This is a genomic window from Streptomyces hygroscopicus subsp. hygroscopicus (assembly GCF_001553455.1).
Classification (GTDB): domain Bacteria; phylum Actinomycetota; class Actinomycetes; order Streptomycetales; family Streptomycetaceae; genus Streptomyces; species Streptomyces hygroscopicus.
Window position 1 is genome coordinate 1 of sequence record NZ_BBOX01000369.1, and the last position, 25889, is coordinate 25889.

Genomic DNA, 25889 nt, shown 5'->3' on the forward strand with positions numbered 1-25889 from the left:
CCCAACGGATGCGGCCCGCCCGCGCCCGCACCGGCCGGTCAGAGCGCCGACAACTCCTCCACCAGGTCGTCCAGCCCCAGCGACCCCTGGGACAGCGCCGCCATGTGCCACTTCTTGGCGTCGAAGGCGTCGCCGTGCGCCTTACGGGCCGCCTCACGCCCCGTCAGCCAGGCCCGCTCGCCGAGCTTGTAGCCGATGGCCTGGCCCGGCATGCCCAGATAGCGCACCAGCTCGCTGTCGAGGAAGTCCGCCGGACGTCCGCAGTGCAGTCCGAAGAACTCGCGCGCCAGCTCCGGGGTCCACCGCTCACCGGGGTGGAAGGGCGAATCGGCGGGGATCTCCAGCTCCAGGTGCATCCCGATGTCGACGATGACCCGCAGCGCCCGCATCATCTGCGCGTCCAGGTAGCCCAGCCGCCGCTCCGGGTCCGACAGGAAGCCCAGCTCGTCCATGAGCCGCTCCGCGTACAGCGCCCAGCCCTCGGCGTTGGCGCTGACCATGCCGACCGTGGCCTGGTAGCGGGAGAGCTGGTCGGCGACGTGCGCCCACTGGGCGAGTTGCAGATGGTGGCCGGGCACGCCCTCGTGGTACCAGGTGGAGACCAGGTCGTAGACGGGGAAACGGGTCTCGCCCATCGTGGGCAGCCAGGTCCGGCCGGGGCGGGAGAAGTCCACCGACGGCTGGGTGTAGTACGGGGCCGCCGCACTGCCCGGCGGGGCGATCATCGACTCGACCCGCTTGACCCGCTCGGCCAGGTCGAAGTGGGTGCCGTTCAGCTTCTCGATGGCCTCGTCCATCAGCTCCTGCAGCCACACCCGCGTCTCCTCGACGCCCTCGATGTGCGCGCCGTGGGTGTCCAGGTGGCGCAGCGCCTCCCAGGGGGTGGCGCCGGGGAGGATCTTCTCGGCCTCGGTGCGCATCTCGGCGTGGATACGGTGGAACTCCGACCAGCCGTACGCGTACGCCTCGTCCAGGTCGAGATCGGTGCCGTTCCACATCCGGGCCCAGCGGCGGTAGCGCTCGCGCCCGACCACGTCGGGGGCGCCCTCGACGGCCGGGGCGTACACGTCACGCAGCCAGTCGCGGAGCGCGACCAGCGCGCCCGTCGCGCCGACGGCCGCCTCGTCCAGTTCACCGCGGAGCGCGTCGGGGCCCTCGGCGGTGAAGTCGGCGAACCAGCCGCCGTCCGTGCCGATCCACTCCGCCAGCTGTTCGAGGACCGTGGTCACCTGCCGGGGGCCGGCCGGCAGGTTCTGCCGCAGCCCTTCGGCGAGCGAGGCGCGGTACCCCTCCAGCGCGGCCGGTACGGCGCGCAGCCGGGCCGCGATCGCCGACCAGTCCTCCTCGGTCTCGGCGGGCATCACGGTGAAGATGCCGCGCACCGAGTGCAGCGGGGAGCTGAGATTGCTCACCGCGCGCAGCCCCTCCTGGGCGTCGTGCACGGCGAGTTCGGCGGTCAGCCGCTCCCGCAGCAGCCGTGCGCAGCGACGTTCGGCGTCGCTGTCCGCGCCGGGGCGCGCCTCGGCCTCGGCCAGCCGGTCCAGGGTGGTGCGGGCGAGGTCGGCGACGGCCTCCGCCCCTTTGGGGGAGAAGTCCGGAAGGCGCCGGGAGCTCTCGGGAACGCCCAGGTAGGTGCCGGTGATCGGGTCGAGTTCGATAAGGGCGTCGACGTAGTCGTCGGCGACCTGACGGGGCAGCGGAGCGTTCTTCGTGTCGGACATGCGGCCCATCCTCGTATGTTCCCGGGTGCGGCGTCAGCACTATGGGGATGTGACGTCCGGCCGATGAGCCGTCCCGGGCGGGCGGCGGCCGGCGGGCCGCGGCCGGAAAGCCACTGCGCTGCTCGGTCACCATCGGGTTCCCCGGTCACCCTCAGGTTTCCCCGTCACCGAAAAGTGCGTTCTTCCACGTCAGCGGCCACTCTCCTATGGTTCCCGAGTAACCACGAGAGAGCCGGACGCGCCATGGAGGCCATGGCGTCGAGTCCACCGGCTCTCCTGACAAGGAGGCGGACGAGCATGGCCATCACCCTGGTGAACCCCCGCGGATTGCCGGAGATCGACGCGTACCGGCAGGTGTCGATAGCGACCGGCTCCAAGATGGTCCACATCGCCGGGCAGGTCGCCTGGGACGCCGATGGGGTCACGGTCGGCGAAGGCGATCTGGCCGCTCAGGTCGAGCGGTGCTACCTCAACATCGCCACCGCCTTGGCCGAGGTCGGCGGCTCCTTCGACGACGTGGCGAAGGTGACCGTCTACGTCGTCGACTGGACCCCCGACAAGCTGCCGCTGGTCATGGACGGGATGGCGCGGGCGGGCGCGAAGCTGGGGGCCACTCCGGTCCCGCCGGGCACCCTGCTGGGGGTCGCCGCACTGGACGTCCCGGAGCATCTGGTCGAGGTCGAGGCCACCGCCGTCCTCGACTGAACTACTCGTCCGCGAGGCCCGGAACTCGTCCGCGAGGCCCGGAACTCGTCCGCGAGGCCCGGAACTCGTCCGCGAGGCCCGGAACTCGTTCGTCAGGCGTCTGAACCCCTCGGTCAGGCGTCTGAACCCGTCCGTCAGGCGTCGAAGCGGCGGCGGGACGCCTCGATCTGATCGAGGTACCGGCTGGTCCAGCCGCACATTCCGTCGATCGTCGCCCGCAGGGCCCGGCCCGGCTCGGTGAGGCTGTACTCGACCCGTGGCGGCACGGTGGGGTACACCTTCCGCTCGACCAGGCCGTTGCGCTCCAGCATGCGCAGGTTCTGGGTGAGCATCTTGTGGCTGATGCCCTCGACCTGGTTCCGCAGCTCGCTGAAGCGCAGGGTGCGCTCGCCGAGGAACTCGATGATCAGGAACGCCCACTTGTTGGCGACGTCCGAAAAGATCTCGCGCGCCAGGGAGTCCGCGCGCATCAGGTCCGCGTCCTCGGGCGACCCCGTGAACTGCCTGCTCCCCATCACGTTCCCCTGTCACCGAGGCGTACGTCCGGCCATGTCGGTGGCCACTCTCCTATGGTTCCCGAGTAACCGCAAGAGAGCCAGGACACGGTGACCTGGTGCTCGCTGTGATCGCGGTGATCAAACGGTGCCCGCGGTACTCGCGGTACTCGTGGTGATGGCGATCACGGGAGTGGCCGGCCGGTCGGGGCGCGGCTCCCCGCGCGGGCCCTCAGTGCCCGTGCGGCGGAGCCGGTAGCGGCAGCCGCGTGGCCGGGGCGGACGCCGGTGCCGGGGCGGACGCCGGTGCCTGGTCGAGCCGGGCGCTGATCACCAGCGTGCCCTGCTCGATCTGGTAGTCCAGCGGCAGTTCCAGGGAGCGCATCGCGGCGACCATGCCGGTGTTGGCCGACTGGGTGACGGCGTAGACGCTTTCGCAGCCGGTCTCGGCGGCCATCGCCACCAGCCGCCGCAGCAGCTCCCGGCCGACGCCGCGCCGCTGCCACTCGTCCTCGACGATCAGCGCGACCTCGGTCTCGTCCCCGTCCCAGAGCAGATGGCCGAGGGCGACCAGCCGCCCGGAGGCCGTGTACGCGGCCAGGGTCCGGCCGAAGCGCGGGCTCAGCAGATGGGCGAGGTAGCGGTCGGCGTCACCGACCGGGCCGTGGTAGCGCAGCCCCAGCGTCGCGGGGGAGCAGCGGGCGTGCATCTCGCGGGCCGCGGCCAGGTCGCCGGTGTCGGCCCGGCGCACGGTGACGGCGTTGCCCTCGGGCAGCGTCAGCACATCGCCGCCGTGCGGTATCCGGGGGCCGAGCCGGGCGTCCAGCTCGACCAGGGCGCGGGCCCGCGCGAACTCGGTCGGGGTGAACGGCAGATACGGCCGCTCGATGATGATCGCCCCGCCGGACGGGTCACGCAGCCGCATCACGGTCTCCTCCAGAACGCCTTCGGCGGGCGGGGCGCTGTCCAGGGAACGGCCGGTGAGGGACGTGGCGGGAACGGAGTGGATGGTGCAGCGGCCGAACAACTGGCGCAGCGCGAGCGGGAGTTCGGCGGCGTCCAGGGCGGTGCGGGTGGCCAGCGTCAGCGCCCGGGTCGGCGCGTCCACCAGGTCGTGGGCATCGGCCCGCTCGACCCAGGTGTCACTGCCGCCCCCGGCCGTGACGGCGTCGGTCAGCTCCGCGGAGGGCAGGTCCTCGGGCGCGCGCAGCAGGAACTCGTCCACCGTGCCGTCCGCCAGCGGATGGGTCTGCAGAGCCAGGATGTCGACCCGGTACCCGGCCAGTGCGGCGCACAGCGAGGCCAGGGCACCCGGCTCGTCCCGTACGGTCGTCCGCATCCGCCACAGCGTGGTGGCGCCCGGCGTCGTGGTCTCCGGGGCGCCCGCGGGGTCGGCGGTGTGCGTGTCGGCCGCGGGCGAGGGTGAGGTGCCCGGCGGCGCGTGGCCCTGGCGCCGTGACCACCATGCGAGCAGATCGTGCCGCCGACGGGGGCGGGGACGGGAAGAGGGTTCGGGGGCCGATCGAAATGTCATGCAAACACCCTTGCGCATGGGTGTTGCGTGATCACAAACGGACTGTGACCGATGGGTTAAGGGCGCATCTGATAACAGAAGCTTATTTTGTCCGAAATTAAATGGTTCACATTCGGAGTTTCCCTCACCCTACGCCCACCGGCGCAGTACCCTGCCGCACCGTCGTGCGTACGCCCGCTGGAAGCGCGGCACCAGCGGTCCTCCGGCCCGGCTGAACCAGGAATCCGGGCGGCTGAACGCCGTGACCGTCAGCACCACCGAGCCGTCCGGTTCCAGGCTCACCACGAACGACTCCTCACCCCGCTCCGGATGACCGGGCAGGGTGCCGTACGCGAAACCGGTCCGGGTGTCCTCCGCGACCGTCCACACCACCTCGCACGGCGCCCGCAGCCGCAGCGGCCCGGCCCCCAGGCCCACCACGACCGGCCGCCCCGGGGTGGCGACCGGATCCGCCGCGCGGATCGCCACCCCCACCGCACGGTGCATCCGCCAGTCCATGACCGCCCGCCCGACCGCCTCGAACGCGGCCCGGCCGTAACCGACGTGGGTGCGCACCCGCAGATGGCGATAGCCGGCCGGAAGCGGCCACCGCCGGGTGGCGCCCACCTCCGGATAGGTGAGGCGGGAGGCCGGGCCGGAAGCGTCGGGGGATCCCATACCCGTACGGTACGCGGCGGCCTCGCGCGGTGCCCGGCCACGGAGCCCGGCGGCCTTACGGTGCGCGGGAACCGTACGCGGCGGCCTTACGGTGCACGGGGAATGCGGCGGTCTTACGGTGCGCACCGGACGCGGCGCCCTTACGGTGCGCGGCGGCCTCACGGTACGCGGCGCCGGTCCACGGTGCCCTTACGGTGCCCGGCCACGGGGCGCGGGCCCGTGGCGGCACGTGGCCGCGGCGGCGTACCGCCACGGGGCCGCGTACCGCGTTCACGGCTGCGCGTACGGCGGCGCGTACGGCCACCGCTACTGGCCGACCAGCCCCGGCCGCAGCACCTTGGTGAACAGCACCTTGCCCCCGTCCTCGCGCAGCCGGACCGTCATCTCGGCGCTGTCGCCGTCGATGTCCACCTCGCCGTAGAACTGGAAGCCCTCGGCGGGCGAGACGTTCGACCGGGTGGGCGCCTTCACGAAGGGCTGCTCGGGGCCGAACGTGCCGTCCAGCTTCACCGAGGGGAAGGCGCCCGCGTTCAGCGGACCGGTGACGAACTCCCAGAACGGCGCGAAGTCCTTGAACGCCGCCCGCGAGGGGTCGTAGTGCTGCGCCGAGGTGTAGTGGACGTCCGCCGTCAGCCACACCGTGCCGGTGATCTTCCGGTGCTTGATGTGCCGGAGCAGCTCGGCCATCTGGAGCTCACGGCCGAGCGGGGCGCCCGGGTCGCCCTGCGCGACGGCCTCGAAGTCGGTGCTCCCGTCCGGGACCACCAGGCCCAGCGGCATGTCGCAGGCGATCACCTTCCACACCGCCCGCGACCGCGTCAGCTCGCGCTTGAGCCACGCCAGCTGCTCGGCGCCCAGGATGCCCTGGGCGTCCTCCGGCGTGCGGTTCGGCGAGTTGGCGTCCCGGTAGGTGCGGCAGTCCAGGACGAAGACGTCCAGCAGCGGGCCGTGGTGCTGGACCCGGTAGACCCGGCCGCTCGCGTCCGGCCGCAGGGTGCTGATCGGGAAGTACTCGGCGAACGCCTGGCGTGCGCGGGCCGCCAGCACGTTCACGTTCTTCTCGGTGTAGCGGTCGTCGGCCAGGATCTCGCCCGGATACCAGTTGTTGAGTACCTCGTGGTCGTCCCACTGGGTGATGGTCGGCACCTCGGCGTGGAAGCGGCGCAGATTGGCGTCCAGCAGGTTGTACCGGAAGTTGCCGCGGTACTCGTCGAGCGTCTCGGCGACCTTGGTCTTCTCCGGGGTGACGAGGTTGCGCCAGGTGGAGCCGTCGGGCAGCTTGACGGTCTCGGTCAGCGGGCCGTCGGCGTAGATGTTGTCACCGCTGCACAGGAAGAAGTCCGGCTCGCGGCGGCGCATCTCCTCGAAGATGCGGTAGCCGCCGTGGTCCGGGTTGATGCCCCAGCCCTGGCCCGCCAGATCGCCCGACCAGACGAAACGCACGCCCTTACGGCGCTCGGGAACCGTGCGGAACGTGCCCCGCACCGGCTCACCGGTACGCCGCGGATCATCCGGATCGGTCAGCAGCACCCGGTAGTACACCTGGCTCCCGGCGGGCAGCCCGTGCAGCGCGGTGCGCCCGGTGAAGTCGGTGCCGGGGCCGATCAGCGGGCCCCGCCACCGCTTGGCCCGCGCGAAGGACTCGGTCGCCGACGTCTCCACGATCATCCGCGCCGGACGGTCCGAGCGGACCCACACCAGCCCCGACGACGTCGTCACATCGCCCACCTGAACGCCCCACTGGGCGCTCGGCCGCCCTGACAGCGCCTGCGCGGGCGCGCCGGACGCGGCCGATGCCACGGTGGGCACCGCGAGCGCCGCGGACGCGGCCGCCGATCCCTGCAGCACCCTGCGCCGCCCGATCCCTCTGCCCGACTCCCGCGTCATGGATCCTCCCACTGCTTGCTCGTAGAACTGCCGTGCTGCCCTGTTTGTTATCGGGGCAAGGTGCCGCTCTTCCGAACGCCCAGTGAACAGCTGGGCCTCGCCGCCGGGGAAGGACCCGTACCAGGTCGGCGGCGAGCTCCGCGGTGTGCGCCATCGGGGCGGGCGGCGGACGGCGTACCCCGACACCAGCCGTGCACGGCCGTATCGCCCGCCGGAACGTCCCCGTAGTCGGCGGGCGGACGGAGCGCGACCACGGCCCGGTCGGCCCGGTCGGCCCGGTCGGCCCGGTCGGCCCGGTCGGCCTGGTACCGCCCGAAGCTCAGCTGCTGCCGTCCAGGATGACGCGGGCGACCAGCGCGGGATCGTCGTTCATGGGGACGTGGCCACAGCCCGGGAGGCGCACCAGCCGGGCGCCGGGGATCACCCGCTTGGCGCGGACGCCCTGGCGGCGAGGCAGCACCCGGTCGCGCGTGCCCCAGGCGATGGTGACCGGGATGTCGGGGATGTCGTGCGTGAACACCCCGGTGCTCCCGGCCGCCAGCGTGGCCCGGAAGCCGGGCGCCTCGCGCAGCGCCCGCGTCTCGGCGACGACCGCGGCCGGTGAGCGCCGCCCGGGGCGGGCGTAGATGGTGCCGGTCAGCGCGGCCCGCCCGGCCGCGCCACGGGCCAGCCACGCCACCACCGGCGGCGGCAGCGCCCGCGCACCGGCTCGCATCGCGGAGAGCACACCGAAGGCGTAGCGGCGTTCGGCCTCGGTCCAGAACCGGGCCGGGGCCAGCGCGGTGACGGACCGTACGAGCCCGGCCCGGCCCAGCTCCAGGGCGAGCAACCCGCCGAGCGAGTTCCCGGCCACGTCGGGGCGTGCGACGCCGAGTGCCTCGAAGAGCGCGCCGAGGACGGGTATGACGCCGTCGATGTCGTAGGGGATGCCGTCCGGCAGCGTCTCCGAGGCCCCGAAGCCGGGCAGGTCCACGGCGATCACATCGCGGTCGACCGCCAGGATGTCCAGCACCGGCTGCCACGCCTGCCAGTGGTGGCCGATGCCGTGCAGCAGCACCAACGGCCGCCCCGCGCCGCGCCGTTCGTGGACGACCCGGGCGGTGCGGGGGCCGCCGGGGGTGTCGACGGGGAAGGAGATGGTCGCGGGCATGGAGTGGCTCCTTGCGATCGGCGTTCCGGCAAGCGCACGCGGCGTATGAGACAGCATGTCAGCAAGAGTTACCGAAGGGTAGGCCCCGGCGACCGGGCAACGGTCACCGTCTCGGCCGGATGCCGCCGTGGTGGCCGGTGATGCCACCGTCTCAGGCCGGATGCCACCGTCCCGGCCGGTGATGCCACCGTCTCGGCCGGACGTCGCACGTCGCCGCTGAACGCGCGGCGTTCGTGCCGTGCGGGGCGTTCGGCCACCCGGACGAGCCCAGGGCCGCCGTGCGCCGGGGCCCGGGACCTCACGCGCGGAACTGGCCCCGGGTCCTCGTGCGCGGAAGGGGCCCCGGGTCCTCACGCGCGGAAGGGGCCCCAGACAGGGCGCGGTTACAGCCCGCCCGCCACCCGCAGCACCGCGCCCGTCGTGTACGACGCCTCCGGTGACAGCAGCCACGCCACCGCGCCCGCGATCTCCTCCGGCTCGCCCGGACGCCCCATCGGCACCCGGCCCGGGTCGCGCCACGGCCGCTCGGGGTCGCCCATCCGCGCGTGGATGTCGGTCAGCGTCATGCCCGGCTGGACCGAGTTGACCCGGATCCCCTCCGCCGCCAGCTCCTTCGACAGGCCCACCGTCATCGCGTCGACCGCCGCCTTGCTGGCCGCGTAGTGCACATACTCCCCGGGGCTGCCGGTCGTCGCCGCGCCCGAGGAGATGTTGACGATCGCGCCGCCCTGACCGCCGTGGCGCGTGGACATCTCGCGGGCCGCGCGCCGGGCGCACAGCAGGGCGCCGGTGACATTGACGTCCACGACGCGGCGCATGACCTCCGGAGGGGTCTCGGTGAAGCGGCCCAACGGCCCCGTGATCCCGGCGTTGTTGACCAGGCCGGTGATCGGTCCCAGCTCCTCCCGCACCCGGTCGAACATCGCCTCCACCTGCTCCGCGTCGCTGGTGTCGGCCTGGACCACCATCGACCGGACGCCCTCGGTGCGCACCGCCGCCGCCCACCGCTCGGCCGCGTCCCGGGCGCGCTCGTAACCGATGGCCACGCTGTGTCCGGCGCGGGCGAGCCGCACCGCCACCGCCGCGCCGATGCCGCGACTGCCCCCGGTGACCACCGTGACCTGGCTCGTGTCCATCGGCGTTCTCAGCTCCCGCCCCGTGACGCGTCTCGCTCCGATGGTTACCGACGATAACCGATCAAGGATTGGTCTTGACCAAGTCCGCCCTCAGCCTTATGGTCGCATTGATACTGCAACAACCTTTAATAAAGAAGTGCGGGTAAATGTGGGCGCGCACCACCGTTGGCCGCAGGACACGCCGCAGGACACTCCGTAGGAACAAGGGGGACAGGGTGGGGACCACGCAGCTGGAATCGGTGCCTGAGCCCAAGTACTGGCACCTGAAGACCGTGCTCAGCGACGCACTCGACTCGGAGTTCGCGGTCGGGGAGATCCTGCCCAACGAGCGCGAGCTGGCGGCCCGCTTCGGCGTCGCCCGCGCCACCCTCCGGCAGGCCCTCGAGCAGCTCGAGCTGGAGGGCAGGCTGCAGCGCCGCCGCGGCGTCGGCACCACCGTCGCCCCGCCCCGGGTCGGCGTGGCCGTCGGGGACTACGCCCACGGCTGGACCGACACCTCCGGCGAGGACACCTGGCAGACCGTCGACAGCGTCGAGGTCGTGCCGCCGGCCGCCGTCGCCCGACTGCTGGAGATCGCCCCGGACACCCCGGTCCACCGCGTGCGCCGCACCCGGATGGCGCAGGGCCAGCCGCTCGCCGCCGAGTTGCTGTACGTACCGGCCGAGTCCGTTCCCGGTCTCGCCGCCATCGACACCCCCAGCGGGCTGGCCCGCGCCCGCGCCGTGCTGCGCGAGCTGCGGAGGCTGGAACTGGAGGGCCGTGAGCAGTCCGTGGAGCTCGGCTCGGCCCGTGCGGACGACGCCAAGGAGCTCGACCGGCTGCCCGGCGCCCCGGTGCTCGTCGTGACCACCCGCTATCTGGCCGAGGGCCGCACCGCGGCCGTCGCCGTCGCCACCTACCGGGCCGACACCTGCCGGCTCACCTTCGGCGACGGGGCGGGCGAGGAACTGCTGGCCGGCTGACCCGGGCCCCGGCCTGCCCGCGCCCCCGGCGGGCCGTGCATGCCCCGCGCACCGTACACGCCCCGCGCGCCGTGCGCGTGCTGCGTGCGGTACGCGCCCCGCGCCGCGTCGGGGCCTGCTGCTGTGCGCGTTCTGCGTGTCGTACGTGTTCTGCGTGCTGTGCGCGTCGTGGCGTGGTACGCGCCCTATGGGCGGTGCTGCGGTGTGCGGTCCTGTGTGCCCTGCGTGTCGTGCGCACCCCTCGCGCCGTGCGCGGCCTGCGTGCCGTGCGCGTTTCGCCCACCGTAAGACGTGCCGTTATGCGCCGCACGCGTCCCCCGCGTGCCGTATGCGCCGCACGCGTCCTGACGAATGGACGACGGCTCCGGGAACGCCCCCCGTACCGCACCCGCACCCGCACTCGCACCCGCACTCGCACCCGCACTCGCATCCGCCGTACGGCCCGCGTCAGCGGCTCGCGCGGCGGGTCGTCACCGTACTGTCGACCGCGAACAGCTCCTGCTCCACATGGTCCAGGGCCAGCCGCAGCGCCCCCGTGGTCACCGCCGCCTCGCCGAGCAGGGACAGCGCGACCTGCGGGGGCCGCAGACAGTAGCGGGACAGCTCATCGCGGAGCGGGCCCAGCACACCGTCCAGCCCGGCCGCCCAGCCGCCGACCACGACGACCTCGGGGTCCATCGCCAGCACCAGGGCCGCCGTGTCGTGCACCAGCCTGCGGACGAAGCGGTCCACGGCCGCGCGGGCCCGCGCGTCGCCCTCGCGGGCCAGCGCGAAGACATGCGCGACCTGCGCCTCGTCCAGCGGGTTCAGCGGCTCTCCGGTCGTGGAGAGCACCTCCTCGGGGGCGGCCTCGCGGCCCAGCAGATGCAGCGCCCCGATCTCCCCGGCGGCGCCGCCGAAGCCGCGGTGCAGCCGGCCGCCGATCAGCGACCCGGCACCCGGACTCAACCCGGCCAGCACGAAGACCACGTCGTCCGAACCGGCGGCCGCGCCCTTCCAGTGCTCGGCCACCGCCGCGGTGTTCGCGTCGTTCTCGACCAGCACCGGACAGCGGAAGGACCGCCGCAGCCGATCGCCCAGGGGCAGCCCGGTCCAGCCGGGGAGCGCGGTGCACAGATGGACGGTGCCATCGGCCTCCACGATGCCGGGGCTGCCCACCCCGACCGCGCGCAGCGAGAACCGGGCCACCCCCGCGCGCCGCAGCAGATCCGCGACCGCGGTGCGCACCCGCTCCAGCCGCTCGTCCGCGGACGCCTTCTCCGAAACCTCGCGCACGATCGAGCCGAGCGCGTTTCCGTCGAGGTCCGACAGGAGTGCGGCGACCCGGTGCGCCCCTATCTCTATGCCCAGCAGATGCCCGGCCTCGGCCCGGAAGCGGAAGCGGCGCGCGGGGCGTCCCTGGCGGCGGACCCCGCCCTCCTCGGCGGGCACCTCGACCACCAGACCGCTGCCGGCCAGCCCGTCGATCACTCCCTCGACGGTGGGCCGGGACAGCCCGGTCACCCGGGTCAGATCGGTGAGGCTCGCGCTCCCGGCGCAGCCGCCCGCCTCGTCCTCGCCGCCCCCGGCGGCGGTGCCGGACGCGGTCGCCGCGCGCAACGCGTGCAGGACCACCGCGGAGTTGATGCGTCGCAGCAGAGACGGATCCCCGCCGGTGAGCCGCCCCAACGTCGGCCTCCCTCCAGTGCTTCTGCCGGATCGTATCCGCTGGGCGCGGACGCGGCGAGTGCCCCCCTCCCGCCCCGGGGCCGCCCGGCCGCGCGCAGCCCATCTGACGGCCGACCAGATGTCCGACCCACGCTGTTTACTGACACCATGACCAGTACGGCGGACCATGTGACCGCGATCGACCGGCTGCGCGCCCGGGACTTCCCCCGGCAGCGGGCCGTGGACGGGCGGGTGGCGAGCGGCCCCGGCTTCCACGTCGCCGACCTCCGCGTCAGCGAGGACTTCTGGGACGCGGATCCGGCACGGGTCGAGGAAGTGCTGGAGGAGTTCGAGGCCGAGCTGGGCGCGCTGGTCCAGGCGCTGACGTTACGGTGGGGCGCCCCCGCCGTCCTCGACCTCACGGACTCCCTGGAGCGCTCGGCGATGGGCGAGCCGGTCCCGCCGCCGCTGGACACCCTGTGTGGTTACGTGCCCGAACTGCACATCTGGCACGTCGACGGCCGCTGGGTCGGGCTCGGGGTGGGGCAGGGCGACCGCGAGCTGCCGTTCCAGCTGCTGGTGGCGATAGGGGAGGAGGGCACGATATGACGCCCCCTCCGGCGCGGGGCCGCACGCCGGGTCTCCTCCGGGGCGCGCCTCGTCGTCCGGGCTGTCTCTCGCCCGTACGCCGTGGGCCGCGTCGGTCGACGAGGCGCCCCGGAGGAGATGCCCGGGAGGAGGTGCCCCGGAGGAGATGCCACCTGACCGGCCCGGGTGGCGGCCACACGCGTCCTGACCGGCCCGGGGGCCGACAACGTGAAGCCTCACCGTCCCGAGCGGCGAGGTGAGCCGAACCTGCCCGGGATGTGCGGGGACCGGGCCGTTGGCCTCGGCCACCCCGCCCGGCTGTCCGCCTGGCCGTCGGCCTCGTCCGTCCCGCCCAGCCTCCGCCTAGCCCAGCGTCTGCCTAGCCTTCCGCGTCCGCTCAGCCTCCGCCTAGCCCAGCGTCTGCCCAGCCCTCCGCGTCCGCTCAGCCCTCCGCCTCCGCCGCGGCGCGCAGCCGGGCGAACTCCTCCGCCATGGCCGGAAGCGTCCAGTGCGCGTTGAGTCCGCTGGGGTTGGGCAGGGCCCAGATCCGGGTCTCGCCTATGGTCCGCGTCTGCGGCCCGATCATCGCCTTCTTGTCGCCGAACGCGACCCGGTAGGCGGTGACCCCCGCCACCGCCAGCCAGCGCGGCCGCAGCCGGAGCACCTTCTCCTCCAGGATCCGGCCGCCCTCCCGGTACTCCTCGTCGCTCAGCTCATCGGCCCGCGCGCTGGCGCGGGCCACCACATTGGTGATGCCCAGCCCATAGGTCACCAGCTCCGCCTGCTCGGACGGCCGGAGCCGGCGGGGGGTGAAGCCCGAGGCGTGGAGGGCGGGCCAGAAGCGGTTGCCGGGGCGGGCGAAGTGGTGGCCGGTGGCGGCCGTCATCAGCCCGGGGTTGATACCGCAGAAGAGGACCCGCAGGCCCTCCGCGACCACGTCGGGGACGACGCGGTCGCGGGCGGCCTCCAGTTCGGCGGGGGTCATCACGGGCGTCAGAGGATCGAGGCGGGGGCGTAGGCCGCGGCCTCCGGACGCTCCTTGACGATCTCCTCGATCCGGGCGACCACCGCGCCCACCTGGTCCGCGGCCGCGCCCGTGAAGGAGAGCTTGTCGTCCATCAGCGCGTCCAGCGCGGCCCGGTCCAGCGGGATCCGCTCATCGGAGGCCAGGGAGTCGAGCAGCTCATTGCGCTCGGCGCCCTGCTCGCGCATCGCCAGCGCCGCGGCCACCGCGTTCTCCTTGATCGCCTCATGGGCGACCTCGCGGCCCACCCCGGCCCGTACGGCGCCCATGAGCACCTTGGTCGTGGCGAGGAAGGGAAGGTAGCGGTCCAGCTCACGGGCGACGACGGCGGGGAAGGCGCCGAACTCGTCGAGCACGGTCAGGAAGGTCTCCAGCAGCCCGTCGAAGGCGAAGAACGCGTCCGGTAGCGCGACCCGGCGCACCACCGAGCAGGAGACATCGCCCTCGTTCCACTGGTCGCCCGCCAGCTCACCGGTCATCGAGGCGTAGCCGCGCAGGATCACCGCGAGGCCGTTGACGCGCTCGCAGGAGCGGGTGTTCATCTTGTGCGGCATCGCGGACGAACCGACCTGGCCGGGCTTGAAGCCCTCGGTCACCAGCTCGTGCCCGGCCATCAGCCGGATGGTCTTGGCCAGCGAGGACGGGGCCGCGGCCAGCTGCACCAGCGTGGTGACGACGTCGTAGTCCAGCGAGCGCGGATAGACCTGGCCGACGGAGGTGAACGCCTGCGCGAAGCCGAGGTGGGCGGCGATCCGCCGCTCCAGCTCGGCCAGCTTGTGCGCGTCGCCGCCGAGGAGGTCCAGCATGTCCTGCGCGGTGCCGACCGGTCCCTTGATGCCCCGCAGCGGATAGCGGCCCAGCAGGTCCGCCAGCCGCCCGTAGGCCACCAGGAGTTCGTCCGCGGCGGTGGCGAACCGCTTGCCGAGCGTGGTGGCCTGCGCCGCGACATTGTGCGACCGGCCGGCCATCACCAGCTCGGCGTGCTCGGCGGCCAGCTTCCCGAGCCGGGCCAGCACCGCGACCGTGCGGTCCCGCACCAGCTCCAGGGAGAGCCGGATCTGGAGCTGCTCCACGTTCTCGGTGAGGTCGCGGGAGGTCATCCCCTTGTGGACGTGCTCATGACCGGCGAGGGCGTTGAACTCCTCGATCCGGGCCTTCACATCGTGGCGGGTGACCTTCTCGCGCTCGGCGATCGAGGCCAGGTCGACGGTCTCCAGGACCCGCTCGTAGTCGGCGAGGGCGGCGTCCGGCACCTCGATTCCGAGGTCCTTCTGGGCGCGGAGCACGGCGAGCCACAGCCGCCGCTCCAGCGTCACCTTGTACTCGGGGGACCACAGGACGGCCAGCTCCGCGGAGGCGTAGCGATTGGCCAGGACGTTCGGAATGCGCGGCTTACCAGTCACGGGCACAGAGTCTACTGGCCGTCCTAGCAGGCCAGACGGGCGGTCGAAGGCCGCTGTGGCGCGGGCGCCGGGATCAGCCCTCGTACGGCAGCAGCTCGGCGCGCTTGGGGGCGCGTCCGTCGCCCGAGGAGCGGCCGGTCAGCCGCCTGCCGATCCACGGACCGAGGTGCTGGCGGGCGAACCGTATGTCCGAGGTGCGGCGGGCCAGCCATCCGACGGGCACCGCAGGCGGCAGGGGCGCGTTCCAGTCGGCCTCCGGCTCATGGCCCAGCGCCTGCCATACGGCCTCGGCGACCCGCCGGTGCCCCTCGGCGTTCAGGTGCAGCCGGTCCTCGGCCCACATCCGGGGGTCCCCGACGGCCTCGGAGGCGAACAGGTCCACGACGGTCGCGTCATGCCGTGCGCCCAGCTCGTCGATGAAGGAGAACAGCTGCTCTATCCGTGGCAGGAATCGCTCGAAGACCGGTCCGCGCCGCCCCGGGCTGCGCATCAGCACCAGCCGCTTGCAGGTGGGTGCCAGCCGCTCGGCGGCTTCCCCCAGCAGTTCGCACACCCGGCCCACATCGCACTTCGGCCGCAGTACATCGTTCAGCCCGCCGACCAGGGTCACCAGATCGGCGCCCATGGCCGCCGCCGGGCCCGTCTGCTCCTCGACGATCTGTCCGATGAGCTTGCCGCGGACCGCGAGGTTGGCGTAGCGGAAGCCGGGGTCGCGGGCCGCGAGCCGCCCGGCGAGCAGATCCGCCCAGCCCCGGTAGGTGCCGTCGGGAAGCTCGTCCGACATGCCCTCGGTGAAGGAGTCGCCGACCGCGACAAAGCTGCTGTAGGTGATGTTCGTCTGCATGGCTCGGGCGATCTTATCCGGTATGTGGGCTGCGTGGACCGCCGAGCGCGAGCATGATGAGCGGCATGGCGATGACCCACATCTACTTCGAGGGCGGAGCGCGGAACGGGACGACCGCCAATTGGAATGTGGAGCCCGGCGCGGACATCTACGACGACAACATCTTCCGGCCACCCGAGCTGTACCGGAGGACGAACCGCACCAAGGTCATCGGACGGGTCGAATACGTGATCTTCCGCTACGACCCGTCCGGAACCCGGCCCCGCCCCGGTCCCGGCCTCCGCCGCTGAGCCCTCGCGCGAGCCGCCGGCCGGTGCCCCGGTTGGACCGCGCGGGGTTCCGCGTGCCGCGCGGCGGGGCAGTCTGGTCGGCGTGGATGCCTTCGAATGCGACCGTACGACCATGGCCATCGTCGCCGCCGCGCTCGCCGACGACGGGGAGGGCGCGGCGGCCCTCCTGGAGCCGCTCGAGACGCGCGATGTGTGCCGGGTCGCCGTGCGACTCGCCGCGATGGCCGCCCATGCGCTGGTGGCGGTGGCCGAGGAGGGCGGCGGCGGACGGGAGGAGGCACTGGCGCACTGGCAGGCGTGCATCATCGCCCATGAGTCCAGACGCGACGAGGAGTGACCGGAGACGGTCAGGTGTACCGGAGACGGTCAGGTGTACCGGAGACGGTCAGGTGTACCGGAGACGGTCAGATGTGACCGGGGGCGGTCAGATGTGACCGGAGAGGGTCAGGTCTGACCGGACGCGAAGGTGCGTGACCGGTCCCGAAGGTGCGTGATCGGTCCCGAAGGTGCGTGATCGGACGCGCCGAACAGGGTCAGGTGACCAGCTCGCGCAGCACGTCCTCCATGGTGACCAGCCCCTCCAGCCGGCCGTCCGCGGCGATGACCGCCGCGAGGTGGGTGCGGCTGTCGCGCATCGCGGTGAGCACGTCGTCCAGCGGTGTCAGGGACCGCACCCGGGGGATCGGGCGCAGCTGATCGGGGTGGAACGGCACGTCCCGCGGCCGTGCGTCCAGCGCGTCCTTCACATGCAGATAGCCCACGATCCGCCCGGAGCCGTCGACCACCGGGAACCGTGAGAAGCCCGTCCTCGCCGCCAGCCGCTCCAGTTCCTCGGGGGTCACCCCCAGCCGCGCCGTGACCACCCGATCCATGGGCAGCACCACGTCCCGCACCCGCCGCCGCCCCAGCTCCAGCGCGTCCCGCAGCCGCTCGGTGGCGCGGTCGTCCAGCAGTCCGGCCTCGCTGGAATCCGCGACGATCCGGGCCAGCTCGTCATCCGAGAAGGTCGCCGCGACCTCGCCCCGGGGCTCCACGCGCAACAGCTTCAGCAGCCCGTTCGCGAAGGCGTTCACCGCGAAGATAACCGGGCGCAGGGCGCGGGCGAGGGCGACCAGGGGCGGACCGAGCAGCAGCGCGGTGCGCACCGGCTCGGCCAGTGCCACGTTCTTCGGCACCATCTCGCCGAACAGCATGTGCAGATATGTCGCCAGGGACAGCGCGATCACGAACGAGACCGGGGGCACCAGCCCCAGTGGCAGACCCACCAGGTGGAAGACGGGCTCCAGCAGATGCGCGATGGCCGGTTCCGCGACGGCGCCCAGCACCAGCGTGCACAGCGTGATGCCCAGTTGGGCCGCGGCCAGCAGCGCGGACACGTGCTCCAGGCCCCACAGCACGGCTCGCGCCCGCCGGTCGCCCTGCTGGGCCGGTGGCTCGATCTGGCTGCGGCGCACCGAGATCAGGGCGAACTCGGCACCCACGAAGAAGGCGTTGACCACCAGCGTCAGCAGGGCGATCAGCAGTTGCAGCGCGGTCATCGGCCCGTCGCCCCCTCGCCCCCGCGGCCGCCTCCGGCACGGCCCCTGCCTCTGGCACTGCCCCTGCCTCTGGCACTGCCCCTGCCTCCGGCACCGTCCCCGTCCGCGTCGCCCGCGCCGTCTGCGTCACCGCCGCCCGCCGCATCGCGCAGCGGCGCCCGCAGCCGCACCCGGGCGGCCCGGTGGCTGGACACCTTCCGCACCTCGAGACGCCAGCCCGTCAACTCGACGGTGTCGCCGACCGCCGGGATCCGGCCCAGTTCCGTCGCGATCAGCCCGGCCAGGGTCTCGTACGGGCCCGGGGGCACCCCCAGCCCGATGTCCGCGAGCTGGTCGACGCGGACCGCGCCGTCCGTGTCGTACACCGCGTGGCCGTCCGCGTCCCGGCCCATCGGGACCAGATGCGGGATCTCCTGCGGATCGTGCTCGTCGCGGACCTCGCCGACCACCTCCTCGACGATGTCCTCCAGCGTGACGACCCCGGCCGTACCGCCGTACTCGTCGATGACCACGGCCATGCTGCGCTGGGCCGAGAGCCGGTCCAGCAGCCGGTCCACGGTGAGCGTCTCCGGGACGGACAGCGGTTCGCGCACCAGCTCGGACACCGGGTGGCGGTGCCGCTCCTCGGCGGGGATCGCCAGGACGTCCTTGATGTGGACAAGGCCGACGACGGTGTCCAGGCTGCCCTGGTAGACGGGGAAGCGGGACAGCCCGGTGGCGCGGGTCGCGTTGGCCACGTCCTCGGCGGTGGCCCGTACGTCCAGCGCCATCACCCGCACCCGGGGGGTCATCACGTTCTGCGCGGTGAGCCCGGAGAGGTTGAGGGTGCGCACGAACAGCTCGGCGGTGTCCTTCTCCAGCGCGCCCTCCTTGGCGGAGTGGCGGGCGAGGGCGATCAGCTCCTGCGGACCGCGCGCCGAGGCCAGCTCCTCGGCGGGCTCCAGGCCCATCCGGCGCACGGTGCGGTTGGCGGTGTTGTTGAGGTGGCTGATCAGCGGACGGAAGACGGCGCTGAAGGCGCGCTGCGGGGTGGCGACGGCCTTCGCGACCGGCAGCGGCCGGGAGATCGCCCAGTTCTTGGGCACCAGCTCGCCGACGACCATCAGCACGATGGTCGACAGCGCGGTGCCCAGCACCAGCGCGACCGAGGGGACGGCCGACTCGGGTACGCCGAGCGCGGTGAGCGGCCCGGCCAACAGGGCCGCGACGGACGGCTCGGCCAGCATGCCGACAACCAGATTGGTCACGGTGATGCCGAGCTGGGCGCCGGACAGCTGGTAGGTGAGGCTCCGCACGGCCTTCAGCGCCCCGGCCGCGCCGCGCTCCCCGTCCCTCGCCGCCCGTTCCAGCTCGCCGCGCTCGACCGTGGTCAGCGAGAACTCCGCCGCGACGAACGCGCCACAGATGACCGCCAGGAGGAGCGCCACGGCCAGGAGGAGGACTTCGGTCATCGGTTCACCTCCGTCCCATGATCCGGCAGGGACCGGAGGAATGCGCAATGTCGACCACGGGGAGGCTCGCCCATCGGCGGACGCTCACACCTTTCGCGGAGGCTCGGGAGATCGGGGCTCGGGCTCAGGGCAGGCATGGATACGTCCATGTTAAGTGGATACGTTCGCACGGAAAGAGCCCGTGTGCCGCGCCGGGCCTGGGCGCTGCGCCCGGGAGGGGGCCGTGCGCCGCGCCGCGGGAGGGGTTCGTGCGCCGTGCCGGGGCCGTGTGCCGCGCTGAGCCCGTGCGCCGCGCCGAGCCCGTGCACCGCGACGTGCCGGGCTCGTGTGCCGCGCCGGGTTCGTGCGTCGGACGTCCGTGTGCCGCGCCGGGCCCGCGCGTCGCCTTCGGGAAAGACCTTGTGCGCCGCAGCCGGGCTTGTGTGTCGCGCCGGGTCTGGGCGCTGCGCCCGGGAGGGGTTCGTGCGCCGTGCCGGGGCCGTGTGCCGCGCTGAGCCCGCGCGCCGCGCCGCGCCGGGCCCCGTGCGCTGCCTCCAGGAAAGACTCCGTGCGCCGTGCCGGGCTCGTGTGCCGCGCCGGGTCCGGGCGTCGGGCGTCCGTGTGCCGTGCCGAGTCCGCGTGTCGCCTCCGGGGAAGACCCTGTGTGTCGTGCCGGGCTTGTGTGTCGCGCCGGGTCTGTGCGCTGCGCCCGGGAGGATTCCGTGCGCGGTGTCCCAGAAGGGTCCGTGTGCCGTGCCGAGCCCCTGCGCCGCCTCCGGGAAAGACCCCGTGCGTCGCGCCGGGTACGTGCGCCGAGCCCGGACCCGGCGCGGGCGCCAAGGAAACACCCCGTGCGCCGCGCCGGGGTGGCCTCGGCGGCGTCAGGGGTGCAGTGGCTTCACCCAGCGGCTCCACTGTGGCTGGCGCTCGTAGCCCGCCGCGCTCCACGCGTGGTGGGCGAGCCCGTTCTCGTCGAGCACCATCGCGTCCCCGCGCCGCCCTCCCAGAGCGGTGAACCGCTCCTCGGCCGCCGTGAGGAGGGCCGTCGCCACGCCCCGGCGGCGGTGCCCGGGGTGGACGGCCAGCCGGTACAGATGGCAGCGCCAGCCGTCGAAGCCCGCGATCACGGTCCCGGCGAGTTCACCACGCCGCTCGGCCAGCAGCAGCGACTCCGGGTCGCGGTCGAGCAGCCGGGCCACCCCGTCCCGGTCGTCGCTGATGCTGGTGCCCTCCGCCGCCTCCTTCCAGAAGGCGAGCACGGTGTCGAGGTCGGCGGGGGCCGCGGTCCGTATCCGAACGTCGTTCATGGCCCCATCCCATCATCGGGCGGACCGCGGCGTCGAGGGGATTCCGCCCTGGTCAGCTGCCGTGCAGCTGCTCGATCACCGGGGCGAACGCGTCCATGTTGTGTTCCAGCACGGTGAAGTACGAGAAGCCGTACCGCTCCCGGTGCGCCCGCAGCTGGGCCGCCATCTCCTTGGCGTCCCCCAGCAGCAGCGCGGGGTGCTCCAGCAGCTGGTCCTCGGTGAGGTCGGGCGCGTACGCGGCCAGCTCCCGCACCTTGGCCCGCCGGTCGCCGGTGGGTCCGACCATCTGGATGAGGTAGTTGAGTTCGGCGGTGTCCGCGCCCGCAGCCCCCGCACTCCCGGCGGCCCCGGGCTCCGCCGCTTCGGCGGCGAAGCGGCGGAAGGCGCGCACCCGTTCCTCCAGCGCCTCGGGGCTGATCAGCTGCAGGGTGCCCTCGGGTTTGCCGGGGGCCTGCACCGCCCCGGTGAACGCCGCGATCTCCGCATGGCGCGCGGCCAGCCGCAGCAGCCGGTCACCGTTGCCGCCGAGCAGCAGCGGCGGGCGCGGGGCCTGGACGGGCCGCGGCCGGTGCTCGGTATCGGCCAGCAGGCGCTCCAACTCGGCCACGGTGTGGACCAGATGGTCCACCCGCTCCCGGGGGGAACCGAAGGGCAGCCCGGCGCTGTCGTGTTCGGCCTTGACGTAGCCGGCGCCCAGGCCCAGCTCCAGCCGACCGCCGGTGAGCGCGTCGCAGGTGGCCACCTCCCGGGCGAGCAGCGCGGGGTTCCACAGACCTGCGTTGAGGACGAAGGTGCCCAGCCGTGGACGCTCGGTCACCTCGGCGGCGGTGGCCAGGGCCGGGAACGGGGCGGGGTTGCCGAGGTGGTCGGGGACCAGTAGCACGTCATAGCCGAGCTGCTCGGCGCGGCGGCACTTCTCCCGCCATGCCTCGGCTGATTCAAGGGTGAGCAGATTGACTCCGAAGCGGAACGGCCTTGCCATGAGCCCTCCTTGATCGCGGATACCGCGAACGTATCCGAGATCGGCTCGGTTCGGGGCCCAACGTCCGCATTCCGGCCGCTCGATTCGGGGCCCTGGTGGGAGCGGGGCCGGGCCCCGGCGGGCACCGGCGCCATCCGGAACGCACCCGTCCGCCGTGGGCGGGGTGCCGCGCCGTCAACGGGGTGCCCCGCTGTGGTGGACGGGGAGCCGCGAGGCGTGGCCCGCGGCTCCCGGGCTCAGCCCAGCGGGTCACGCGGCTCTCGGGGCTCAGCCCAGCGGGTCAGGGCCGGTGCCGGACGGCGCGGTGCCGGTGCCGGACGGTGTGGCGCCGGTCCTGGTGAAGAGGCGCATCCGCTCCAGCACCGCCTCGGCCGTGGGCGCCTCCATCCGGTCCACGATCCGGCCGTCGGCGAGGAAGAGCACCAGATCGGAGTGGGCGGCGGCGCTCGGGTCGTGGGTGACCATGACGACCGTCTGGCCCAGTTCGTCGACGGCCTCCCGCAGGAAGCGCAGCACCTCCAGGCCCGCCCGGGAGTCCAGGTTGCCGGTCGGCTCGTCCGCGAAGATCAATTCGGGTCGGGAGACGAGCGCCCGAGCGCACGCCACCCGCTGCTGCTGCCCGCCGGACAGCTGGGCGGGACGGTGCCGCAGCCGGTCCCGCAGCCCCAGGGCGTCGATGACCCGGTCCAGCCACTCCGGGTCGGGTTTGCGGCCCGCGATGTCCATCGGCAGGGTGATGTTCTCGGCCGCGTTGAGCGTGGGCAGCAGATTGAACGACTGGAACATGAACCCGATCCGGTCGCGGCGCAACCGGGTCAGCTCCTTGTCGTCCAGGCCGGTGATCTCGGTGTCGCCCAGCCAGGCCCGGCCCGACGAGACCGTGTCGAGACCCGCCAGACAATGCATCAGGGTGGACTTGCCGGATCCGGACGGGCCCATCACGGAGGTGAACCTGCCCCGTTCGATGTCCACGTCCACCGCGTCCAGCGCCAGTACGGCCGTCTCGCCGCTGCCGTACGCCTTGGTCAGGGACCGGGCGCGGGCCGCCGCCTGGGCGCCGCCGTCCGCGGACCCGTCCGTCTTCGTCGCCGCCGGTGTGGACACGATGCCTCCCCGTATCGGAACGTCGTGCCCTCGATGGTAGGGATCCGGCCGCCGGTCCGCGCGTTCGTGGACGATAGGGAGGATGATCCGGCCGTCGGCCCGCGCGCCCCGCGGACGCGGGCCCACCAAGCCCGAGTACGCGGACGCCGACGCGCGCCCCCGCGCCCCCGCGCCCTCGGGCGCGGGCGGACGCGGTTGGACGGCGATGCGCTCACGGGCGCCGCGCGGCGCCCAGCACACAGGGGGACGTCGGCAGCGTCGGGCCCCGGTCGGGAACGCGCAGCCGGCGGTGGCCGATCGGCTCGAAGCCCGCGGCCACGATTTCCGACCGCACCTCGCGCCCCGTGTGGCAGCCACCGAACACCAGCGGCCACACCGTGCGGTCCAGCACCCGCTGGGTCGTCGCCAGGACCCGCCCCTCGGCCCGGCCGTGCTCCAGGAAGCGCAGCTCACCGCCCGGCCGCAGCACCCGCAGCAGCTCGGCGAGCGCGCGCCGCACATCGCGTACCGAGCACAGCACCAGACACGCCACCGCCGCGTCGAACGCCTCGCTCTTGACCGGCAGCGCCTCGGCCACGCCCGGCACCACGTCCACCGGCACCCCGGCCCGCAGCCCCGCCTGGGCGGCCAGTCGCCGCAGATGCCACTCCGGCTCGATGGCGACCACCTCGGAGACGGTGTCGGGGTAGTGGGGGAAGTTCAGCCCGCTGCCCGCGCCGATCTCGACAACCCGGCCGGACAGCCCGGCCAGCAGCTCGCCGCGCAGCTCACCCAGCCCGGCCCGCTCATCGGCCAGCGGGCCGAGCCTGGCGTAACAGCGGGCGAAGAGCGGGTGATGGACGGTGGTACGGGGCGGTGTGCGGCGGGGTGCGGGCATGGCGGATCCCCCTTGTCCCAGGTATGTGTCCACGATACGGACGATGGACCGGTACCGGGATTCTGCCCAGGCTGGGGGTGTCGCTACGCCGCGTATCAGGCCGGGGGTGTCGCTACGCCGCGTATCGGGCCGGATGTGTCGCTAGGCCGCGAACCACGGCGGGGGTGTTGCTACGCCGCGTATCAGGCCGGGGGTGTTGCTGCGCCGCGAACCGGGCCGGAGGTGTTGCTGCGCCGCGAACCGCGCCGGATGTGTCGCTGCGCCGCGACCTGGGCCGGGGGTGTCGCTGCGCCGCGAACCACGCCGGGGTGTCGTTACACCGCCAACCACGCCGGGCGTGTCGCTACGCCGCCAACCGCGCCGGCTGCCAGGTCCCGTCCAGCCGGGGCGCCAGCCATCCGGGCGCGCCGGCGCGGAAGTCGGCGGGCGGCAGGGCGGCGGCGCCCGCGGGGACGGCGCCCAGCAGCGGGACGCCGGAGGACTCCGGCAGATCGGCCACATTGCAGCGGGAGGCGAGATCCGGGGCGGCGGGCCAGCTGCCGATGACCACACCGGGGCACTCCAGCCCGCGGGCGCGCAGTGCCTCGGTGGTGAGGGCGGTCGCGTTGAGCGTGCCCAGGCCCGCGGGGGCGACGACGAGGACGGGGGCGCCGAGCAGCCGGGCGGCGTCGGCGAGCGTCGCCCCGGCCTCGTCGAACCGTACGAGCAGCCCGCCCGCGCCCTCGACCAGCACCAGATCGTGCTCGGTGGCCAGCTTCTCGGCCGCCTCCGCCACCTCGTGCGGCCGTACCGGCGGCCGTCCGGCGCGGCGGGCGGCCGTGGCGGGGGCCAGCGGCTCGGGGTAGCGGGCGAGTTCGAGCAGGGTCACCGCGCCGGCGAGCCGGGCCACCTCTGCGGTGTCGCCCGGTTCGCCCTCCGCGACACCGGTCTGGGCGGGTTTGAGCATCGCCACCGAACGGCCGCGGGCGAGCGCCGCCGCGGCGACGGCCGCGGTGCTGACGGTCTTTCCGATCTCGGTGCCCGTGCCGGTGACGACCAGTACTGACATCTTCGCTTCCGTTGCCTTTCGCTTGCGTGGGGCCCGCCGCTGCCTTTTGCATGGAGGCCCGCCGGACCCCGCTCGCGGCCGGTCCACGCGGGGCCGACCGCGGGCGGGGGCGCGGTCAGACGGCCGCCGCCGCGGCGGCGGCCCGTACCGCCGCGCAGATCCGGGCCAGATCGTGATCGCCGGTGATGTACGGCGGCATGGTGTACAGCAGGTCGCGGAACGGGCGCAGCCATACGCCCGCGCGCACCGCGGCCCGGGTCGCCGCCGCCATCCGCGCGTCGTCCAGCGGGCGGTCCAGCTGGACGACGCCGATGGCACCGAGCACCCGTACGTCCCGGACGCCCGGTATGCCGGCCGCCTCCGCGAGACCGTCCCGCAGCCCGGTCTCGATCCGCTTGACCTCCTGCCGCCAGTCGTAGGAGAGCAGCAGGTCGATCGAGGCGTGGGCGACGGCCGCGGCCAGCGGATTGCCCATGAAGGTCGGGCCGTGGGCGAGCACCGGCACCTCGCCGCGCGAGATGCCCTCCGCCACCCGAGGGGTGCACAGCGTGGCGGCGAGGGTCAGATAACCCCCGGTCAGCGCCTTGCCCAGACACATCACATCCGGGCACACCGCCGCGTGCCCGGCCGCGAACAACGCGCCCGAGCGGCCGAAGCCGGTGGCGATCTCGTCGAACACCAGCAGCACGTCGTGTTCGTCGCACACCTCGCGCAGCGTCCGCAGCAGCGCGGGGGAGTGGAACCGCATCCCGCCCGCGCCCTGTACCACCGGCTCCACGATCACCGCGGCCAGCTCATGGGCGTGCCGGGCCACCAGCTCCCGCACATGCGCCTGGTAGGCGGGGTCGGGGGCCGCGTCGAAACCGGGCGGCGGCGCGTCCGCGAAGATCTGCTCGGGCAGCACACCGGACCACAGCCGGTGCATCCCGCCGTCCGGGTCGCACACCGCCATCGGCTGCCAGGTGTCGCCGTGGTAGCCGCCGCGCCAGGTCAGCAGGCGCCGCTTGGCCGGCCGGCCGAGGGAACGCCAGTACTGCAGGCACATCTTCACCGCGACCTCGACCGACACCGAACCGGAGTCGGCCAGGAACACATGGCGCAGCGGCTCCGGCGTGATCTCCACCAGACGGGTGGCCAGCCGGACGGCGGGCTCGTGGGTGAGCCCGCCGAACATCACATGGCTCATCCGGTCCAGTTGGGCGTGCGCCGCGTCGTTGAGCGCCGGGTGGTTGTAGCCGTGGATGGCGGACCACCACGACGACATCCCGTCCACCAGCTCGTGGACGCCCTCCACCGGTTCGGCCAGCCGCAGCCGGACCCCGGCCGCGGACTCCACGACCAGCGGGTCCTGACGGCCGGGCATCGGGCCGTACGGATGCCAGACGTGCTGCCGGTCCAGCGCCCGCAGCTCGGCCGGGGTCAGCGGCTCAGGCATTGGGCGGCAGGTCCGTGCCCGCCCCGCGGCGGCGCACCGCCACCAGATCGGCGCGGGACGCCTCCGCGGCGGCCGGGGCCCGCCCCGGCGTGCTGACCTCCGCCGGGGTGGGCCTCGGTGCGCCGC

24 protein-coding genes are annotated in these 25889 nt (G+C 73.5%); 5 read left to right on the plus strand and 19 right to left on the minus strand.

The window, feature by feature from the left end; translation table 11 throughout:
* Positions 1-38: 38 nt before the first annotated feature.
* A complete protein-coding gene (locus AXW62_RS31625; protein WP_060947515.1) occupies positions 39-1721 on the minus strand; it encodes a DUF885 domain-containing protein in 1683 nt (560 codons plus the stop codon).
* 297 nt (positions 1722-2018) lie between these two features.
* Here AXW62_RS31625 and AXW62_RS31630 point away from each other — a divergent pair, with 297 nt between their 5' ends.
* Positions 2019-2426, plus strand: a complete 408-nt coding sequence (locus AXW62_RS31630) for a RidA family protein (RefSeq protein ID WP_060947516.1) — start codon at positions 2019-2021, stop codon at positions 2424-2426.
* A 134-nt stretch (positions 2427-2560) separates the two neighbouring features.
* Here AXW62_RS31630 and AXW62_RS31635 read toward each other — a convergent pair whose 3' ends face one another.
* The 6 genes from AXW62_RS31635 to AXW62_RS31660 form a co-directional block, all read right to left on the minus strand.
* On the minus strand, positions 2561-2941 hold the full coding sequence (locus AXW62_RS31635) for a winged helix-turn-helix transcriptional regulator (protein ID WP_030828752.1): 381 nt from the start codon (positions 2939-2941) through the stop codon (positions 2561-2563).
* A 211-nt stretch (positions 2942-3152) separates the two neighbouring features.
* A complete protein-coding gene (locus AXW62_RS31640; RefSeq protein ID WP_060947517.1) occupies positions 3153-4454 on the minus strand; it encodes a GNAT family N-acetyltransferase in 1302 nt (433 codons plus the stop codon).
* A 129-nt stretch (positions 4455-4583) separates the two neighbouring features.
* Positions 4584-5111 carry a DUF1990 domain-containing protein gene (locus AXW62_RS31645; protein WP_060947518.1) on the minus strand — a complete coding sequence of 176 codons (528 nt, stop codon included), beginning with the start codon at positions 5109-5111 and terminating at the stop codon, positions 4584-4586.
* A gap of 306 nt (positions 5112-5417) precedes the next feature.
* A complete protein-coding gene (locus tag AXW62_RS31650) occupies positions 5418-6998 on the minus strand; it encodes an alkaline phosphatase D family protein (protein WP_060947519.1) in 1581 nt (526 codons plus the stop codon).
* 319 nt (positions 6999-7317) lie between these two features.
* Complete coding sequence (locus AXW62_RS31655; protein WP_060947520.1) at positions 7318-8148, minus strand: alpha/beta fold hydrolase; 831 nt, start codon at positions 8146-8148, stop codon at positions 7318-7320.
* 383 nt (positions 8149-8531) lie between these two features.
* The gene (locus AXW62_RS31660; RefSeq protein ID WP_030828762.1) at positions 8532-9284 is read right to left on the minus strand and encodes an SDR family oxidoreductase; all 753 of its coding nucleotides are present in this window, start codon (positions 9282-9284) and stop codon (positions 8532-8534) included.
* A 215-nt stretch (positions 9285-9499) separates the two neighbouring features.
* Here AXW62_RS31660 and AXW62_RS31665 point away from each other — a divergent pair, with 215 nt between their 5' ends.
* Positions 9500-10246 carry a GntR family transcriptional regulator gene (locus AXW62_RS31665; protein WP_060947521.1) on the plus strand — a complete coding sequence of 249 codons (747 nt, stop codon included), beginning with the start codon at positions 9500-9502 and terminating at the stop codon, positions 10244-10246.
* A 447-nt stretch (positions 10247-10693) separates the two neighbouring features.
* Here AXW62_RS31665 and AXW62_RS31670 read toward each other — a convergent pair whose 3' ends face one another.
* Entirely contained in the window at positions 10694-11914 is a 1221-nt protein-coding gene (locus AXW62_RS31670) for an ROK family protein (protein WP_060947522.1), read from the minus strand.
* 147 nt (positions 11915-12061) lie between these two features.
* Here AXW62_RS31670 and AXW62_RS31675 point away from each other — a divergent pair, with 147 nt between their 5' ends.
* Positions 12062-12502: a hypothetical protein gene (locus AXW62_RS31675; RefSeq protein ID WP_060947523.1), complete on the plus strand. Its 441-nt coding sequence runs from the start codon at positions 12062-12064 to the stop codon at positions 12500-12502.
* 421 nt (positions 12503-12923) lie between these two features.
* Here the strand turns inward: AXW62_RS31675 and mug are convergent, their stop codons facing one another.
* The 3 genes from mug to AXW62_RS31690 all read right to left on the minus strand — a co-directional run bounded on the left by mug (position 12924) and on the right by AXW62_RS31690 (position 15752).
* Positions 12924-13466: a G/U mismatch-specific DNA glycosylase gene (mug, locus tag AXW62_RS31680; RefSeq protein WP_060947524.1), complete on the minus strand. Its 543-nt coding sequence runs from the start codon at positions 13464-13466 to the stop codon at positions 12924-12926.
* Positions 13467-13474: 8 nt separating this feature from the next.
* Positions 13475-14908: an adenylosuccinate lyase gene (gene purB, locus AXW62_RS31685; RefSeq protein ID WP_030828787.1), complete on the minus strand. Its 1434-nt coding sequence runs from the start codon at positions 14906-14908 to the stop codon at positions 13475-13477.
* A gap of 73 nt (positions 14909-14981) precedes the next feature.
* Positions 14982-15752, minus strand: coding sequence for an SGNH/GDSL hydrolase family protein (locus AXW62_RS31690; RefSeq protein WP_060947525.1), 771 nt, complete (start codon positions 15750-15752; stop codon positions 14982-14984).
* 65 nt (positions 15753-15817) lie between these two features.
* Between AXW62_RS31690 and AXW62_RS31695 the strand changes: the two genes are divergently transcribed.
* The gene (locus AXW62_RS31695; protein WP_244503057.1) at positions 15818-16042 is read left to right on the plus strand and encodes a hypothetical protein; all 225 of its coding nucleotides are present in this window, start codon (positions 15818-15820) and stop codon (positions 16040-16042) included.
* 82 nt (positions 16043-16124) lie between these two features.
* Complete coding sequence (locus tag AXW62_RS31700) at positions 16125-16379, plus strand: hypothetical protein (protein ID WP_370595145.1); 255 nt, start codon at positions 16125-16127, stop codon at positions 16377-16379.
* A gap of 196 nt (positions 16380-16575) precedes the next feature.
* Here AXW62_RS31700 and AXW62_RS31705 read toward each other — a convergent pair whose 3' ends face one another.
* The 8 genes from AXW62_RS31705 to AXW62_RS31740 all read right to left on the minus strand — a co-directional run bounded on the left by AXW62_RS31705 (position 16576) and on the right by AXW62_RS31740 (position 25763).
* On the minus strand, positions 16576-17580 hold the full coding sequence (locus tag AXW62_RS31705) for a hemolysin family protein (RefSeq protein ID WP_060947527.1): 1005 nt from the start codon (positions 17578-17580) through the stop codon (positions 16576-16578).
* Positions 17577-19031: a hemolysin family protein gene (locus AXW62_RS31710; RefSeq protein WP_079115897.1), complete on the minus strand. Its 1455-nt coding sequence runs from the start codon at positions 19029-19031 to the stop codon at positions 17577-17579. Before AXW62_RS31710 ends, AXW62_RS31705 begins: the two co-directional genes overlap by 4 nt.
* Positions 19032-19891: 860 nt before the next feature.
* The gene (locus AXW62_RS31715; RefSeq protein ID WP_060947528.1) at positions 19892-20317 is read right to left on the minus strand and encodes a GNAT family N-acetyltransferase; all 426 of its coding nucleotides are present in this window, start codon (positions 20315-20317) and stop codon (positions 19892-19894) included.
* A 52-nt stretch (positions 20318-20369) separates the two neighbouring features.
* A complete protein-coding gene (locus AXW62_RS31720; RefSeq protein WP_060947529.1) occupies positions 20370-21299 on the minus strand; it encodes an LLM class F420-dependent oxidoreductase in 930 nt (309 codons plus the stop codon).
* A gap of 267 nt (positions 21300-21566) precedes the next feature.
* Positions 21567-22403, minus strand: coding sequence for an ABC transporter ATP-binding protein (locus AXW62_RS31725; protein ID WP_060947534.1), 837 nt, complete (start codon positions 22401-22403; stop codon positions 21567-21569).
* A 211-nt stretch (positions 22404-22614) separates the two neighbouring features.
* Complete coding sequence (locus AXW62_RS31730) at positions 22615-23280, minus strand: class I SAM-dependent methyltransferase (RefSeq protein WP_060947530.1); 666 nt, start codon at positions 23278-23280, stop codon at positions 22615-22617.
* Positions 23281-23623: 343 nt separating this feature from the next.
* Positions 23624-24328, minus strand: coding sequence for a dethiobiotin synthase (gene bioD / locus AXW62_RS31735; RefSeq protein WP_060947531.1), 705 nt, complete (start codon positions 24326-24328; stop codon positions 23624-23626).
* Between the two features lie 115 nt (positions 24329-24443).
* Positions 24444-25763, minus strand: a complete 1320-nt coding sequence (locus tag AXW62_RS31740; protein WP_060947532.1) for an adenosylmethionine--8-amino-7-oxononanoate transaminase — start codon at positions 25761-25763, stop codon at positions 24444-24446.
* Positions 25764-25889 lie beyond the last annotated feature (126 nt).

Excerpts from the sequence above, each read along its gene's own strand:
- AXW62_RS31705 (WP_060947527.1), bottom strand. The coding sequence starts at position 17,580 with ATGACCGCGCTGCAACTGCTGATCGCCCTGCTGACGCTGGTGGTCAAC.
- AXW62_RS31710 (WP_079115897.1), bottom strand. The coding sequence starts at position 19,031 with ATGACCGAAGTCCTCCTCCTGGCCGTGGCGCTCCTCCTGGCGGTCATC.
- AXW62_RS31640 (WP_060947517.1), bottom strand. The coding sequence starts at position 4,454 with ATGACATTTCGATCGGCCCCCGAACCCTCTTCCCGTCCCCGCCCCCGT.
- AXW62_RS31660 (WP_030828762.1), bottom strand. The coding sequence starts at position 9,284 with ATGGACACGAGCCAGGTCACGGTGGTCACCGGGGGCAGTCGCGGCATC.
- AXW62_RS31655 (WP_060947520.1), bottom strand. The coding sequence starts at position 8,148 with ATGCCCGCGACCATCTCCTTCCCCGTCGACACCCCCGGCGGCCCCCGC.
- AXW62_RS31625 (WP_060947515.1), bottom strand. The coding sequence starts at position 1,721 with ATGTCCGACACGAAGAACGCTCCGCTGCCCCGTCAGGTCGCCGACGAC.
- AXW62_RS31650 (WP_060947519.1), bottom strand. The coding sequence starts at position 6,998 with ATGACGCGGGAGTCGGGCAGAGGGATCGGGCGGCGCAGGGTGCTGCAG.
- AXW62_RS31675 (WP_060947523.1), top strand. The coding sequence starts at position 12,062 with ATGACCAGTACGGCGGACCATGTGACCGCGATCGACCGGCTGCGCGCC.
- AXW62_RS31690 (WP_060947525.1), bottom strand. The coding sequence starts at position 15,752 with ATGCAGACGAACATCACCTACAGCAGCTTTGTCGCGGTCGGCGACTCC.
- AXW62_RS31630 (WP_060947516.1), top strand. The coding sequence starts at position 2,019 with ATGGCCATCACCCTGGTGAACCCCCGCGGATTGCCGGAGATCGACGCG.
- AXW62_RS31720 (WP_060947529.1), bottom strand. The coding sequence starts at position 21,299 with ATGGCAAGGCCGTTCCGCTTCGGAGTCAATCTGCTCACCCTTGAATCA.
- bioD (WP_060947531.1), bottom strand. The coding sequence starts at position 24,328 with ATGTCAGTACTGGTCGTCACCGGCACGGGCACCGAGATCGGAAAGACC.
- mug (WP_060947524.1), bottom strand. The coding sequence starts at position 13,466 with ATGACCCCCGCCGAACTGGAGGCCGCCCGCGACCGCGTCGTCCCCGAC.
- AXW62_RS31635 (WP_030828752.1), bottom strand. The coding sequence starts at position 2,941 with ATGGGGAGCAGGCAGTTCACGGGGTCGCCCGAGGACGCGGACCTGATG.
- AXW62_RS31695 (WP_244503057.1), top strand. The coding sequence starts at position 15,818 with ATGGCGATGACCCACATCTACTTCGAGGGCGGAGCGCGGAACGGGACG.
- AXW62_RS31740 (WP_060947532.1), bottom strand. The coding sequence starts at position 25,763 with ATGCCTGAGCCGCTGACCCCGGCCGAGCTGCGGGCGCTGGACCGGCAG.
- AXW62_RS31715 (WP_060947528.1), bottom strand. The coding sequence starts at position 20,317 with ATGAACGACGTTCGGATACGGACCGCGGCCCCCGCCGACCTCGACACC.
- AXW62_RS31645 (WP_060947518.1), bottom strand. The coding sequence starts at position 5,111 with ATGGGATCCCCCGACGCTTCCGGCCCGGCCTCCCGCCTCACCTATCCG.
- AXW62_RS31730 (WP_060947530.1), bottom strand. The coding sequence starts at position 23,280 with ATGCCCGCACCCCGCCGCACACCGCCCCGTACCACCGTCCATCACCCG.